The sequence below is a fragment of the Streptomyces sp. NPDC027962 genome, from assembly GCF_055566095.1.
Genome location: NZ_JBVHTA010000006.1, coordinates 1 through 13325, shown reverse-complemented (window position 1 = coordinate 13325; position 13325 = coordinate 1). Strand labels below are relative to the sequence as shown.

13 protein-coding genes and 1 pseudogene are annotated in these 13325 nt (G+C 73.1%); 8 read left to right on the top strand and 6 right to left on the bottom strand.

Annotated features, from left to right (window positions below; translation table 11 throughout):
• Positions 1–58: 58 nt before the first annotated feature.
• Genes ACZ4SA_RS07485 through ACZ4SA_RS07465 form a run of 5 tightly spaced genes read left to right on the top strand, consistent with a single transcriptional unit; the run spans position 59 to position 6053 of the window.
• Positions 59–1231 (top strand): lipid II:glycine glycyltransferase FemX, encoded by a 1173-nt coding sequence (locus ACZ4SA_RS07485; RefSeq protein ID WP_468270853.1) that lies wholly within the window; start codon positions 59–61, stop codon positions 1229–1231.
• Complete coding sequence (gene murJ, locus ACZ4SA_RS07480; protein ID WP_468270851.1) at positions 1228–3207, top strand: murein biosynthesis integral membrane protein MurJ; 1980 nt, start codon at positions 1228–1230, stop codon at positions 3205–3207. Before ACZ4SA_RS07485 ends, murJ begins: the two co-directional genes overlap by 4 nt.
• A gap of 37 nt (positions 3208–3244) precedes the next feature.
• Entirely contained in the window at positions 3245–3928 is a 684-nt protein-coding gene (locus ACZ4SA_RS07475; RefSeq protein ID WP_468270849.1) for a response regulator, read from the top strand.
• 20 nt (positions 3929–3948) lie between these two features.
• Positions 3949–5397 (top strand): ATP-binding protein, encoded by a 1449-nt coding sequence (locus ACZ4SA_RS07470; protein WP_468270847.1) that lies wholly within the window; start codon positions 3949–3951, stop codon positions 5395–5397.
• Positions 5394–6053, top strand: a complete 660-nt coding sequence (locus ACZ4SA_RS07465) for a hypothetical protein (protein ID WP_468270845.1) — start codon at positions 5394–5396, stop codon at positions 6051–6053. Before ACZ4SA_RS07470 ends, ACZ4SA_RS07465 begins: the two co-directional genes overlap by 4 nt.
• On the opposite strand, the gene ACZ4SA_RS07460 is transcribed toward ACZ4SA_RS07465, so the two are convergent.
• Together ACZ4SA_RS07460 and ACZ4SA_RS07455 are read right to left on the bottom strand one after the other, a co-directional pair.
• On the bottom strand, positions 6019–6834 hold the full coding sequence (locus tag ACZ4SA_RS07460) for a serine hydrolase domain-containing protein (protein ID WP_468270843.1): 816 nt from the start codon (positions 6832–6834) through the stop codon (positions 6019–6021). The genes ACZ4SA_RS07465 and ACZ4SA_RS07460 overlap by 35 nt on opposite strands.
• Positions 6835–6870: 36 nt before the next feature.
• On the bottom strand, positions 6871–7335 hold the full coding sequence (locus ACZ4SA_RS07455) for a GNAT family N-acetyltransferase (RefSeq protein WP_468270842.1): 465 nt from the start codon (positions 7333–7335) through the stop codon (positions 6871–6873).
• Between the two features lie 87 nt (positions 7336–7422).
• Between ACZ4SA_RS07455 and ACZ4SA_RS07450 the strand changes: the two genes are divergently transcribed.
• Positions 7423–7878: a MerR family transcriptional regulator gene (locus ACZ4SA_RS07450; protein ID WP_468270840.1), complete on the top strand. Its 456-nt coding sequence runs from the start codon at positions 7423–7425 to the stop codon at positions 7876–7878.
• Between the two features lie 9 nt (positions 7879–7887).
• Positions 7888–8901, top strand: coding sequence for an aldo/keto reductase (locus tag ACZ4SA_RS07445; protein WP_468270838.1), 1014 nt, complete (start codon positions 7888–7890; stop codon positions 8899–8901).
• Between the two features lie 282 nt (positions 8902–9183).
• Here ACZ4SA_RS07445 and ACZ4SA_RS07440 read toward each other — a convergent pair whose 3' ends face one another.
• The 3 genes and pseudogenes from ACZ4SA_RS07440 to ACZ4SA_RS07430 all read right to left on the bottom strand — a co-directional run.
• Positions 9184–10050: a DUF4429 domain-containing protein gene (locus tag ACZ4SA_RS07440; RefSeq protein ID WP_468270836.1), complete on the bottom strand. Its 867-nt coding sequence runs from the start codon at positions 10048–10050 to the stop codon at positions 9184–9186.
• An 84-nt stretch (positions 10051–10134) separates the two neighbouring features.
• On the bottom strand, positions 10135–11337 hold the full coding sequence (locus tag ACZ4SA_RS07435) for an alpha/beta hydrolase (protein ID WP_468270834.1): 1203 nt from the start codon (positions 11335–11337) through the stop codon (positions 10135–10137).
• A 281-nt stretch (positions 11338–11618) separates the two neighbouring features.
• Positions 11619–11906 (bottom strand): annotated as a pseudogene (locus ACZ4SA_RS07430) (acyl-CoA-like ligand-binding transcription factor); the annotation flags it as partial.
• Between the two features lie 155 nt (positions 11907–12061).
• Here ACZ4SA_RS07430 and ACZ4SA_RS07425 point away from each other — a divergent pair.
• Positions 12062–12436 (top strand): peptidase inhibitor family I36 protein, encoded by a 375-nt coding sequence (locus tag ACZ4SA_RS07425; protein ID WP_468270832.1) that lies wholly within the window; start codon positions 12062–12064, stop codon positions 12434–12436.
• On the opposite strand, the gene ACZ4SA_RS07420 is transcribed toward ACZ4SA_RS07425, so the two are convergent.
• Positions 12433–13215 carry a potassium channel family protein gene (locus ACZ4SA_RS07420; RefSeq protein WP_468270830.1) on the bottom strand — a complete coding sequence of 261 codons (783 nt, stop codon included), beginning with the start codon at positions 13213–13215 and terminating at the stop codon, positions 12433–12435. The genes ACZ4SA_RS07425 and ACZ4SA_RS07420 overlap by 4 nt on opposite strands.
• Between the last annotated feature and the right edge of the window lie 110 nt (positions 13216–13325).

Genomic DNA, 13325 nt, shown 5'->3' with positions numbered 1-13325 from the left:
GGAGCGGTCACGGACGCCTGTGAGCATCCTCGGCATTCCCCAGAGAGAGGCTCACACCGTGTCAGCGCTGCTCGTGACGGCCGCCCGCGGCCGGGAAACCCCGCTGGGGCCCATCACCGCCGCCGCGTACCACGCGTTCCTGGCGTCCCGTGCGGGGGCGGACCTCGGCGCGGGCTTTCTGCAGTGCCCGTCCTGGGCGCAGGTCAAGGAGGGCTGGCGCTCGCAGCTCCTCGGGTGGGGGCCGGACCCGGCGTCCGGCAGGCTGTCGGGTGTCGCGCTCGTCCTGCTGCGGCAACTGTCCGGCACACGGAAGTACTTCGCCTACCTGCCGGAAGGGCCGGTCGCCGACTGGGCGGACCCGGACGTCGGCAGCTGGCTCGATCCGCTGCTGCGGCGTCTGCGCGCCGCCGGTGCGTTCGCCGTGCGGATCGGGCCCTCGCCCGCCTACCGCCGCTGGAGCGCGGCCCGGCTCAAGGCGGCGACGGGGCCCGGCCGGCGGCTGGCCGACGTGCTTGCGAGCGAGGTGGACCCCTTGGGCACGGCGGTCGCGGAGCGGCTGCGGGCGCGGGGCTGGTCGCGGTGCGGCGGCGAGGAGGACGGGGACGCGCAACCACGTCACGTCTTCCGGGTTCCGCTCGCCGGACGCACCACGGACGACCTGTGGGCCGGGCTCAACCAGGAGTGGCGGCGCAACGTCCGCCGTGCGCAGAAGTCCGGGGTCGAGGTCGTCGTGGGCAGCGCGGCCGAACTTCCCGATTTCTACCGCCTGCTGCGGATCACGGAGGAGCGCGACGGCTTCCGGCTCGGGCGGGCACTGGCGTACTACGAGCGCCAGTACGCGGCCCTCAACGCGGAGGAGCCGGGCAGGATGCAGCTCTACCTGGCCCGCCACGAGGGCGAGACACTCGCCGCGCACACCATGGTCCGCGTGGGCCGCCGCGTCTGGTACCAGACGGGCGCCTCCGCCGACCACCGCCGCGAGGTCCGCCCGTCCAACCTGCTCCAGTGGCGGATGCTGCTCGACGCCCACGCACTCGGCGCCGACGTCTACGACATGCGCGGAGTATCCTCCACCCTCGACCCCGACGACCGGCCGTACGGGCTGCTGCGCTGGAAGCTCGGCACCGGAGGCGAGGTCGTCGAGACCCTGGGGGAATGGGAGAGACCGTTGGACGGCACGGCCAACCACGCGCTGTACCGCGCATTCCAGACATATATGGCGCGCCGATGAGTGCGCCGAGCGCTACGACGGCCGCGTCCGGCAAGGACTCCGGCGAGGCGTCTGGAGCCGCGGCGCCGTCCCGGAGCCCGTCCGTGCTGCGGAGCGGCGCGATCATGGCCGCCGGGTCCGTCGTCTCCCGGGCGACCGGATTCGCGCGGTCCGCCGTCGTCGCCGCCGCGCTCGGGCTCGGCCTGACCGCCGACGGGTACGCCGTCGGCAACTCCGTACCCACCATCGTCTACATGCTGCTCCTCGGCGGCGCGCTCAACGCCGTCTTCGTGCCCGAGCTCGTCAAGGCCGCCAAGCAGCACGAGGACGGCGGCGCCGCCTACACCGACCGGCTGCTGACCGTCTGCGTCCTCGCGCTGCTGGCGATCACCGCCGCCGCGGTCTGGGCGGCACCGGCGATCGTCGACGCGTACACCGACTACACGGACGAACAGGCCGCCATGACGGTCGCCTTCGCCCGCTACTGCCTGCCGCAGATCTTCTTCCTCGGCCTGTTCACCCTGCTCGGCCAGGTCCTCAACGCCCGCGGCCGGTTCGGCGCGATGATGTGGACGCCCGTCCTCAACAACGTGGTCGTCATCGCGGTCTTCGCCCTGTACCTCACGACCGGTGACGGCGGCTCGCTCACTGCCGCGGAGACCGCGCTGCTCGGCTGGGGCACCACCGCGGGCATCGCCGTCCAGGCCCTCGCCCTGCTGCCCGCGCTGCGCGCGGCCCGCTTCCGCTTCCGGCCACGCTTCGACTGGCGCGGCAGCGGGCTCACCCGGCCGCTGCGGTCGGCCGGGTGGCTCGTGATGCTGGTGCTCACCAACCAGGGGGCCTACTGGGTCACGACCCGGCTGGCCACGGCGGCCGGTCTGCACGCGGAGACGGCAGGCGTCGACGGCGGCGCCGGGTTCAGCGCGTACAACAACGCCTATCTGCTCTGGGCCGTGCCGCACGGCATCATCACCGTGTCGCTGGTGACCGCGCTGATGCCCCGGATGAGCGCGGCGGCGGCCGACGGCGACACGGCCGGGATACGGCGCGACGTGTCGTACGCCCTGCGCAACAGCGCCGCGGCCGTCGTCCCCGCGGCGTGCGTGCTGCTGGCACTCGCGCAGCCCGTGATGGCGCTGGTCTTCCAGTACGGCGAGACGGACGCGCAGGACATCGCGGTCATGGCGGGAACGCTGATGGCGTTCGCGCCCGGCCTGATCGCCTTCTCGGGGCAGTACGCCCTCTCCCGCAGCTTCTACGCCCTGTCCGACACCCGCACACCCTTCCTCCTCAACCTGGTGATCGCGGGCCTCAACGCGGGCCTGTCCGTGACCGCCTATCTGGTCCTCCCCGCCCGCTGGGCGGTGACCGGCATCGCCGGGGCGTACTCGCTCGCCCTGTGGGCCGGCTGGGCGGTCACCGCGCTCGTCCTCCACCGCCGCCTGTCGGCGCGGGACGCGCCGGGCGCCGAAGGCACGCCCGGCGGCGGCCGTGGTTCGTCCTCGGACGGCTCGGGTGCGTCACCGGACGCGCCGGCCTCCCGGCCTGGCGGCGATGAGGCTCTGCACGGCATCCTCCCGCCGTCGGCCGACGGGGCTCCCACGGCCCCGGGCACGCTCGGGGCGGCGGGTTCTGCGGGACCGGCCGGCCCCGGCGTCGGTCCGGCGCAGGACGGCGCCACCGCGGAGGGCGACAGCGCGATCCCGCCTCCGCCCGCCCCGGGCGCGCACCCGCCCCTGCGCGCGCCCGCGCGCGCCCCGTGGCGTTCCGCCACAGCAGCCGCGCAGGCGCGGCTGCTGCTCGCCGCCGTGCCCGCGACACTGCTCGGACATGTCGCCGCCCAGTGGGCGGCCCCGGCCGGGGCCGCGGCGGCCACCGCGGCGGGGGTACTCGCGATCGCCGCCGTCTTCGTGCTCCTCGCCCGCCCCCTCGGGCTCGCCGAGGTCGACTCCCTCGTCCGCGGCGCGACGGCCCGCCTCCGCCGCGGCCGGTCCTGACGACGATCCACTTTCGACCCCCAGGGATACCGCGCACATGCCTCGCGTGCTCCTCATCGAAGACGACCCCTCCGTGCGCGAAGGGGTTGAGCTGGGGCTGCGCCGCCGCGGTCACGAGGTGCGGACCGCCGCCACGGGTGAGGCCGGGCTCGCCGCGCTCCGCGAGTTCCGGCCCGATCTGCTGCTGCTGGACCTGATGCTGCCCGGCATGAACGGAGTGCAGGTCTGCCGCCGGGTGCGGGAGGACAGCCAGCTGCCGATCATCATGCTCACAGCCCGCGGCGACGACTTCGACGTTGTCATCGGCCTCGAGGCGGGCGCCGACGACTACATCGTCAAACCCGCCCGCACCGAGGTCATCGAGGCCCGCATCCGCGCCGTGCTGCGCAGGATCGAGGACCCCGGCGGCGGCCGGCCCGCCGTCGAGTTCCACGGCGAACTCGCCATCGACCGAGCCGGCCTCACCGTCACGAAGAACGGCGAACGGCTCGCCCTCGCGCCCTCCGAGATGAAACTGCTTCTGCATCTGTCGGCCGCGCCGGAGCAGGTGTTCAGCCGCCAGCAGCTGCTGGAGCACGTGTGGGAGCACAGCTACCACGGCGACGCACGGCTGGTGGACGCCTGCGTACGGCGGCTGCGCAACAAGATCGAGGACACCCCGGGCAGCCCGCGCTACATACAGACCCTGCGGGGCTTCGGCTACCGCTTCGGGCCGCTGTGACGACCGCCCGCGCGAGGGGCATGCGCCGGATCGCCCCGTTCGGGCTGCGCACGCGACTCGTCCTCGCGTTCCTGCTGGTCGCCTTCGTCAGCGCCGCGACGACCGCCGCCCTCACCTACCGCGAGGCGCGCAGCGCCGTGCTCGCCAGCGCGCAGGACACCGCCGTCGTCTCCTTCCGCGAGCAGGTCGAGGGGCTCGGCACCGGGCTGCCCGTCGAGCCGCAGACGCTCCGCGAGATTCTGTTCGGGATAGCGAGCAAGGCCAAGCCGCACCCGTGGGTCGTGTTCGCCGAATACGGCTCCCTGCGGGTCTCCTCCGGCGAGAACCCCACCTCCACCGTCATCACCCCCGAACTGCGGCGCACCACGCTCACCTCATCGCACGGCAGCTTCCAGCGGGTCGTCAGCGGCGGGACCCCGTATCTGACCATCGGCATGCCCGTCACCGTCCGGACCGGCACGGACACGTCCCTGCCCAGCGGGCTCGTCCTGTTCGCCGTGATGCGGATGACCGACGAAGAGGCCAACGTCGACGCGCTCCTCACCGCCGCCCGCGACGGCGCACTGCCCGGACTCGCCGTCGCCCTCGTGCCCGCGCTGCTCGCCGCGCGCAGCGTCCTGCGTCCCGTACGCGAACTGCGGGGCGCGGCCCGGTCCATGGGCAGCGGCAGGCTCGACACCCGGATCGAGGTCCGGGGCCGCGACGAACTCTCCGACCTGGCAAGGACGTTCAACGAATCTGCGGGCGAACTCGAACGGTCCGTCGACGAACTCCAGCAGGCCGGGGCCCGGGCCCGCCGCTTCGCCTCCGACGTCTCGCACGAACTGCGCACCCCGCTCGCCGGGATGCTCGCCGTCACCGAGGTCCTCGACGAGGACGCGGACGGCCTCGACCCGGACACCGCCCGCGCGGTGCGGCTCATCAGCGCGGAGACCGGGAAACTCGCCGACCTCGTCGAGGACCTGATGGAGATCTCGCGCTTCGACGCGCGCGCCGCCGAACTGAACACCGACGAGGTCGACGCCGCGGAGACCGTCCGCAAGACCCTGCACAACCGGCACTGGGACGGTCGCGTCCGCACCGAACTGCCCGAGGGGGTCCGCGTCCGCCTCGACCCGCGCCGCTTCGACGTCGTGGTCGCCAACCTCGTCGGCAACGCCCTGCGCCACGGGGCCGAGCCCGTCACCGTGCGGATGTCCGCCGGCGAAGACATGCTCGTCACCGAGGTCGCCGACAGCGGGCCCGGTATCCGGCCCGACGTGCTGCCGCACATCTTCGACCGGTTCTACAAGGCCGACGCGGCCCGTACACGGTCGGCGGGCAGCGGACTCGGGCTCGCGATCACCCAGGAGAACGTACGGCTGCACGGCGGCACCGTCCGGGCCGGCAACGGGCCGCACGGCGGGGCCGTGTTCACGGTCGAGATCCCGCTCCAGGGCGTTCCGGCAGCGCAGGAGGCGACAGCATGAGACGGGCCCTCCGCACGGCCGGCGTGCTCGCGGCGCTGCTGCCGCTCACCGCGTGCGGCATCGGCATCCAGGAGACGGACGTCATCGAGGCGGGCGGACCGGCGACGATCGACGTGCTGCCCGCGCGCGAGGTGCGGATGCTGCTCTTCTTCCTGTCGCCGGACGGCCGGCTGTCTCCCGTTCCGCGGATCGTCGACGACGGGAGCGGCGGGTTCGGGAGCGGCGCCGACGGCTTCGGCGACGGCTCCACCCGGTCCGAGGCGGCCGTACCGGTCCGCCCGGCGACCGAGAAGACCGTCGCCGCGCTGCTGGCCGGCCCGAACGAGGCCGAGCGGCGGGCCGGTCTGCGCAACGCGCCCGGGATGCCCGAGCCGGGTGTCATGAGGAAGATCACCGTGTCCGGAGGCGTCGCGGAGGCCGTCGTACCGGCGCGCCTGGCCGGTCTGTCCGACCTGGCCAAGCGCCAGCTCGTCTGCACGGTCGCGTACGCCGAGAGCGCGCAGGGCACACTCCAGGTCAGGCTCAAGGGCCTGGACGGCGCCCTGTCAGCGGCGTACTGCGACGCCGTGTCCGGTCCGGCGCCGACGACAGGGGCGGACCCGGCAGGCCCCTCGCCGACCGTCAGCCCCGCAGATCCGCCAGCACCGCGTCCGTGAACCGCGGCCACGCATCGATCGCCCACGGGCCGAAGTCCCGGTCGGTCAGCGCCACGCACGCCGCCCGCGCGTCCGGGTCGATCCACAGGAACGTGCCGGACTGGCCGAAGTGGCCGAAAGTGCGCGGCGAGGACGAAGCGCCCGTCCAGTGCGGGGACTTGGCGTCGCTGATCTCGAAACCGAGACCCCAGTCGTTGGGCTTCTGGTTGCCGTAGCCCGGCAGTATCCCCGACAGCCCCGGATGCACGACCGACATGGCCTCGAGCACCGTACGGGCGTCCAGCAGCCGCGGCGCCTGCACCTCGGCGGCGAACCGGACCAGGTCGTCGACGGTGGAGACGCCGTCCTTGGCGGGGGAGCCGTCGAGGGTCGTCGCCGTCATGCCGAGCGGCTCCAGCACGGCCTGGTGGAGGTAATCGGCGAAGGGGATGTCGGTCGCCTTGGCGATGTGGTCGCCGAGCACCTCGAAGCCCGCGTTCGAGTACAGCCGGCGGGTGCCGGGCGCGGCGGTGGCGCGGTGCTCGTCGAAGGCGAGACCGGAGGTGTGGGCGAGCAGATGCCGGACCGTGGAGCCCTCGGGCCCGGCCGGCTCGTCGAGTTCGATCGCCCCTTCCTCGTACGCGACGAGCGCCGCGTAGGCCGCGAGCGGCTTGGTGACGGAGGCAAGGGGGAAGCGGTGGCCGGTCGGGCCGTACGAACCGGCGACCGTGCCGTCCGCTCGTACGACGGCGGCCGCCGCGGTCGGTACCGGCCAGTTCTCGATCATCGCCAGGCTCTGCATGCGTACGAGCCTAAACGGTACGCGAAGGTGGCTGTGTCAGAGGCTGAGTCGCATGGCCGGGTCCGGGGTGCGCACCCAGCCCAGCGAGGCGTACAGCGGTTCGCCCTCCGGCGAGGCCCGCAGGTCGACCTTGCGGACGCCCCGCTCGCGGAACCAGCCGAGCAGTGCTTCCACACACGCCCGCGAATAGCCGCGGCGGCGCATGTCCCGGTCCGTCGAGACGCTGAAGACGTAGCCGCAGGCGCCGTCCGGGGAGCCCGGGCCGCCCAGCCGGTACTCGACGGTGCCCACCGCGCACGCCGCGAGCCCGCCGCCGGGCCGCTCGACGACATAGGCGGTCAGCGTGCCGTCGGGGTCCGCGAGCCGGTCGCGCAGCGTCGCCACCGCCGCCGGCTGCCAACTGACGTCGGGGTCCGCCCCGGTGACTGAGTCCAGCATGACCTTGCGCAGGCGGACCAGTTCCTCGGCATCGGCGGGCACGGCGCGGCGGGGTGCAGTCATGGTCGGGCAGGCTATTTCGGACCGCGCCGGGAATGCCACCCGATTCTGCTTGCTTGGAGTGCACTCCAAGGTTTTAGCGTGGAGGTCATGACGGTGATCGAGAGAACCCCGGCACGGACCGATCTCTGCGCGGCCGCACCTCGCGCCCACCCACGTCCCGACGGACAGGACCGCTACACGATCAGCGAGGTCGCCGCCTTCACCGGACTCACCGCGCACACCCTGCGCTGGTACGAACGCATCGGGCTGATGCCGCACATCGACCGATCGCACACCGGCCAGCGGCGGTTCAGCAACCGCGACCTGGACTGGCTCGCCTTCGTCGGCAAACTGCGGCTGACCGGGATGCCCGTCGCCGACATGGTCACGTACGCCGAGATGGTCCGGGAGGGCGAGGCCACCTTCGAGGCGCGCGCGGAACTGCTGGAGCGCACGCGGCGTGACGTGCTCCAGCGGATAGCCGAACTCCAGGACACGCTGGCCGTACTGGACCACAAGATCGAGTTCTACGCGGACGCCCGCACGGCGTCGGAGAGGGTCTGAAGCCCAGTGATGAGCAACAGCAGGATCGCACAGGTGCGCCTCGGCACCGACGGACCACTCGTAGGAGTCCAGGGCCTGGGCTGCATGGGCATGAGCGAGTTCTACGGCGACACCGACGAGGCCGCGGCGCGGGACACCCTGGAGATCGCGCTCGCCGAAGGTGTCACCCTCATCGACACGGCGGACGTCTACGGGCGCGGCGCCAACGAGGAGTTCCTCGCGCCGTTCGTCGCCGCGCATCGCGACGAGATCACGCTTGCCACCAAGTTCGCCATCGAGCGGAGCGACGATCCCCACTACCGGGGCGTGCGCAACGACCCCGCGTACATCCGCACGGCGGTCGAAGGCAGCCTGCGCCGGCTCGGCGTCGACGTGATCGATCTCTACTACATGCACCGGCGCGACCCGGGCGTGCCGCTCGCGGAGTCCGTCGGCGCGATGGCCGAGCTCGTCGAACGCGGCCTCGTCAAGCACCTGGGGCTGAGCGAGGCCACCGGCGCCGAACTGCGCGAAGCGCACGCCGTGCATCCGATCGCGGCCCTGCAGTCGGAGTGGTCCCTGTTCAGCCGGGACGTCGAACGCAGCGCGGTCGGCGCGGCGTTCGAACTCGGTGTCGCGCTGGTGCCGTACTCGCCGCTCGGCCGGGGCTTCCTCGCGGGGGCGTTCACCGACGCCGGCAAGGACCTGGCGCAGAACGACTTCCGCCGCCACCAGCCACGCTTCACCGGCGACAACGCCCGGACGAACGCGGCGCTGCTGGAGCCCGTCCACAAGATCGCGGCAGCACACGGCGCGAGCGCGGCGCAGGTGGCGCTGGCGTGGGTGCAGCAGCGGGCGGACGTGCACGGTCTGACGGTCGTCCCGATCCCGGGAACGCGGAAGGCAGCGCGGCTGCGGGAGAACGTGGCGGCGACGCGGGTCGTGTTGACGGAGGAGGAGCTGGCGGTGCTGGAGCCGATCGGGGAGCGGGTGGCGGGGGACCGGTACCCGGACATGTCGTCGACGTCGACGGCGCGGGAGTAGTCGGCGGGGGCGCGCTGCGGGGCCGGGGATGCTGCCCCCGGGGGGCCCTGCGCCGGGCTGGAACTTGCCGGTCATGTCGGGGTTCCGCCCCGAACCCGGCGCTTCAGACTCCTCCTGCGGCCTGGCGGCCTGGCGGCCTGGCGGCCTGGCGGCCGTGGGTGGGGGTGCCTCCCACGCCGCCAGGCGTAGGGGGAGTGCCCCCAGCGGGGCTGAATTCGCCCCCGCCGCCGGCGGGGCCGGGTGTGCTGGTCCCGGGTCGGGGGCGAGAACGGCCCCGCCCCCTCACAGCTCCGCCAGCAACTCCGCCTTCTTCTTCGTGAACTCCTCGTCCGTCACCAGCCCCGCCAGGTGCAGGTCCCCCAAGTGCCGTATCCGGTCCGCGATGTCCGCCGGGTCGCGGCGGACAGAGGGGGCCGTGAGGGCGGGGGCGGGGGTCTGGTTCCTGCTGCGGACGGACTCGAGCACCGCCGCCGCGAACGGCAGCGACTCGTGCACCGGCCCGTACCCGAGGCCGAAGACGACCGCCGCCGGGTCCTGGTCCGGCTGGCCGGCGTCCTGCGTGCCGTCCGCGTCCCGGCGCAGCAGCCGCAGGTACCCGTCGAAGACCTCGGGCGAGCGCCATTCGACGCCGCTCAGCTCGGACACGGAGAAACTCTGGTCGCCGGCCTTCCACTTGGCGGACGAAGCCCCCGTCCAGAACCAGCGGAACGCCACGCTCGTGCCGTCGAACGACGCCTTGCCGTCGTACGCCTTGAAGCCCAGCGGGGGCTGCGGCGCGGTGACGAGATAGCGGTCGGCGGGCTCGTCGGCGTCCGGCCCGAGCACGGCACGCAATTCGTCGGCGTAGTACTCGGCGAGCGTCTCGCGCTCCGCCGGCAGCACCAGCCGGTACGGATCGCACCCTTCCTTGAGCTGCCCGGCGGCCGCCTCCATCAGCGGGTCCGCGCCGGGTCTGGGGACAGCATGGAGCACCACCGTGCCGCGCTTGCCCGGGGAGAGCGTCACCGATGCCAACGCCTCGTGCGGAATGCGGCGTTCGCGCAACGAGGAGAGGAGCTTCGGCGTGCGGATCCCCCGTTCGAAGCGGATGAGCACGGAGTCGGTGTCGAACTCCCAGGTGGCTTGAATTCCGGCCAGCACATCACCCATGTGCCTCATCGTAGGCGGCTCTCGCTCGCACGTCGCCCCTCGGCGGCAACCCCTTTTCGCCGCGATCTACGCGCGTCCGCCCGCTCAGGCACCGGAAATACCACTGCGGCACGTGTCGCTGTCGCCTGCGCAGCTCACGTTGGCGTAGGCGCCCACCCCTATGTCGGCGAAGTTGTGGATGCTCTCGGTTCCCGGCTCGAAATAGCCGGTGTGGCCGACGGCACCCGCCGCCGACAGCACCCGCGCACCGAACTCGGGGGTCACCGGGTCCTCGCCGTGGCCGAGCCCGCCGACGTCCATGTGGGGGACGTCCGCGATCCAGTCGTCGGCATCGCGCATCGCCCATACCCGGGCCTTGGAGTGCAGGCCGGCGACGTTCTCGGTCCGCATGCCGGGGCTGCCGGCCACGGCGACGTCGGCGACGCGTGCGGGCAGTTGGCGGGCGGCGACTCCGCACACCACGGAGCCGTAGCTGTGGCAGAACAGCGAGACCGTGGACTTCCCGGGCAGCGCGTCGGTGAGCGAGACCAGCCGCACGGCCCCGTTCGCGGCGAGCCGCCCGATCGCGGACTCCATTCCGACCCCGACCGGTGTCGTGTAGTCGGCCCAGGCGATGACGGCCGTACGGAGGCGGGGCGCGGCGGCCCGCTGCGCGGCGTACAGGGACTGGGCCATGCCCACAGGGGCGCTGTACTTGCGGGCCGTCCTCTGGAAGGTGAGCAGATTGGTGTCGACCCCGGGCACGATCACCGACACCCGTTGCGCCCTGTCGAGGTCGCCGAAGACCTCGGCCACCCGTCCGGAGCCGGACGGGTCGAAGGCGAGGATCTGCCGTTCGGGACTCATCAGCGCCTCGAACCGGTGCATCCGCCGCACGGCCTGGTGGCGACCCGTCGCCGTCAGGCCGGCGTCGCCCACGCGCTTGCGCTCGTGGGCGAGGGACGCGGACAGCGCCTTGCGGTTGGCGCTGTAGCGCAGTGTGACGGGCGCACCGTTCAGGTTGCCGACGATGTGCGGGTAGTCGTCGGCGAGCCGGGCGCTTCGGGCGGCGCCGAGCGACGTGAAGAACGCGGCGAGCTGACGCGGCGGCGTGTCGACGCCGGGCAGCTCTCGGGCGCCGATCCGGGACTTGTTCCAGCCCGCCAGCTCGGTGGCGAAGGCGTCGCGAGGTCCACGCTCATGCCTTACGGCGGTCCAGCCGGTGGCCGCCAGCATCACGAACACCACCGCGAGGGCGAGCAGGGCGCGCCAAACGGTCGGGGTGGGGGAGGGGCCGAAGGAAGTCACTGCGGGACACCCTAGGAGAAGGGCGCGCGGCCACGCGAAGAGCGTGAGACAGATCACGTGTCGGAAGGGGAATTGGCGGGGAGGAGGGTGACGTTCCGTGCGCCCGAGGTGCACGCTCCGGCGCATCCGCCGTGCGTGCGGCCCCAATTGGACGCCGCTGGCGACTGTGGCTGTCGTCGCAGTTGTGCACGTGCCGGCAGCAGGCTCCGGCGCGCCGGAGTTGTGAGCGCCCCCTCCCGCGGCCGGTACGCCGGCTGCCGGTGCGTCAGGAACCGTCCCGTGCGCGCCGGCTGCGCGAGCGCCGGTCCGAGGTGGTCGAGGTAGGTTTCAGTGAGCGAGCGGATCGCCTCCGGGCCGGGGTCCCCGCTCTGCCCCCACAGTCGCCCTGTGACCCGCATCACCCCACCGAACGCCGCCACCGCGACCCGTGGCCCGGGGTCGGCGTCGAGTCCCTCCCGGTCGGCGATGAGCCGGGCCAGTGCCTCCTCCGTCTCCATGGAGCGGCGCATATGGGCGGCGAGCAGCGCGGGGCTCGACTCGATCACCTGGAAGCTGCGCGCGGCCCACATCTGACGTCGACCCCGTGACCTCGACAGCCCCGCCGGGCGCTCCCGGCGGGACTGTCGCCCATACGGATGATCTTCGCCCACCGGTCTTCCGGGCATACGGCGCGGCAGGTCAGGCTGCGGTCGATCCATCAGTCGTCGCACGGGGGCAGATCCGTATGCGCAAGACCTCTCTCGCCGCCGCCCTGGCCGCACTCGTACCACTGCTGCTCCAGCCGCCGCAGACCGCCGCCGCGGCGCCTGCGCCCCCGCTCGGGGCGTGCGCGGCCGGTGAGCTGTGCCTGTGGGCCGAGAACGACTTCCAGGGCGCACGCAGCACCCATGAGCTCGTCGGCACCGACATCGAGAGCTGTGTCCCGCTGGCGCCGGGCACCTCCGCGCAGGCGCTCGCCAACCGCACCGGCCGGCCCGTCACCACGTACCAGTCGGTGGAGTGCGCGGAGACCGGCGAGTTCGAGACCTACCCCGGCGGCGGCACCTGGGTGCCCAGGTCCCCGTACCGGGTGAGGGCCTTCAAGGTCTGGGAGAACTAAGGTCTGGGAGAGTCGGCGTCCTGCGCCGGCACGTCGGGCACGGGCACAGGAGCCTTTGTGCCCGACAGCCGGGCCACCTCCGCCCGCAGCGTCCGCACCTCCACCGTCAGGGCCTCCAGCAGCGCCGTCTGCCGCCGCTCCGCCGCGTCGTCCCGTTCGAAGCGGGAGATGAACCACGCCGCGATGTTGGCCGTCACGACACCGAGCAGTGCGATTCCGGAGAGCATCAGCCCGACCGCGAGCAGCCGCCCGAGGCCCGTCGTCGGCGAGTGGTCGCCGTAACCGACCGTCGTCATCGTGGTGAACGACCACCACACCGCGTCGCCCAGCGTCTTTATGTTCCCGTCGGGTGCGTCCCGCTCCACATGCAGCACCGCCAGCGAGCCGAACATCATCAGCCCCACCACCGATCCGCCGACGTAGGTCGTCAGCGTGATCTGCCGCGCCATCCCGGCCCGCCGGCCCACCAGCATCAGCGTGGACACCAGCCGCAGCAGCCGCAGCGGCTGCACCAGGGGCAGCAGCACCGCCAGCAGGTCCAGCGGGTGGCTGCGCACGAACAGCCACTTGCCGGGTGCCAGCGCCAGCCGTACGAGATAGTCCACGGCGAACGTGCCCCACACCACCCACTCGGCCACCTGGCACGCCGTGTGGACCGGGCCGGGGGCGCCCGGCGCGACGATCGGGACCGCGTAGGCGACCGCGAAGACGAGGGCCAGCGCCAGCAGGGGCGACTGCATGCGCTGTTCCCAGCGGATCTGGGCGGTTCGCTGCTTCATGCCCGGCATCGTAAGGAGAGGCAGCGGGGGGGGGGGGGGGGGGGGGGGGGGGGGGGGGGGGGGGGGGGGGGGGGGGGGGGGGGGGGGGGTGGTGCGACCACGCGAAGCAC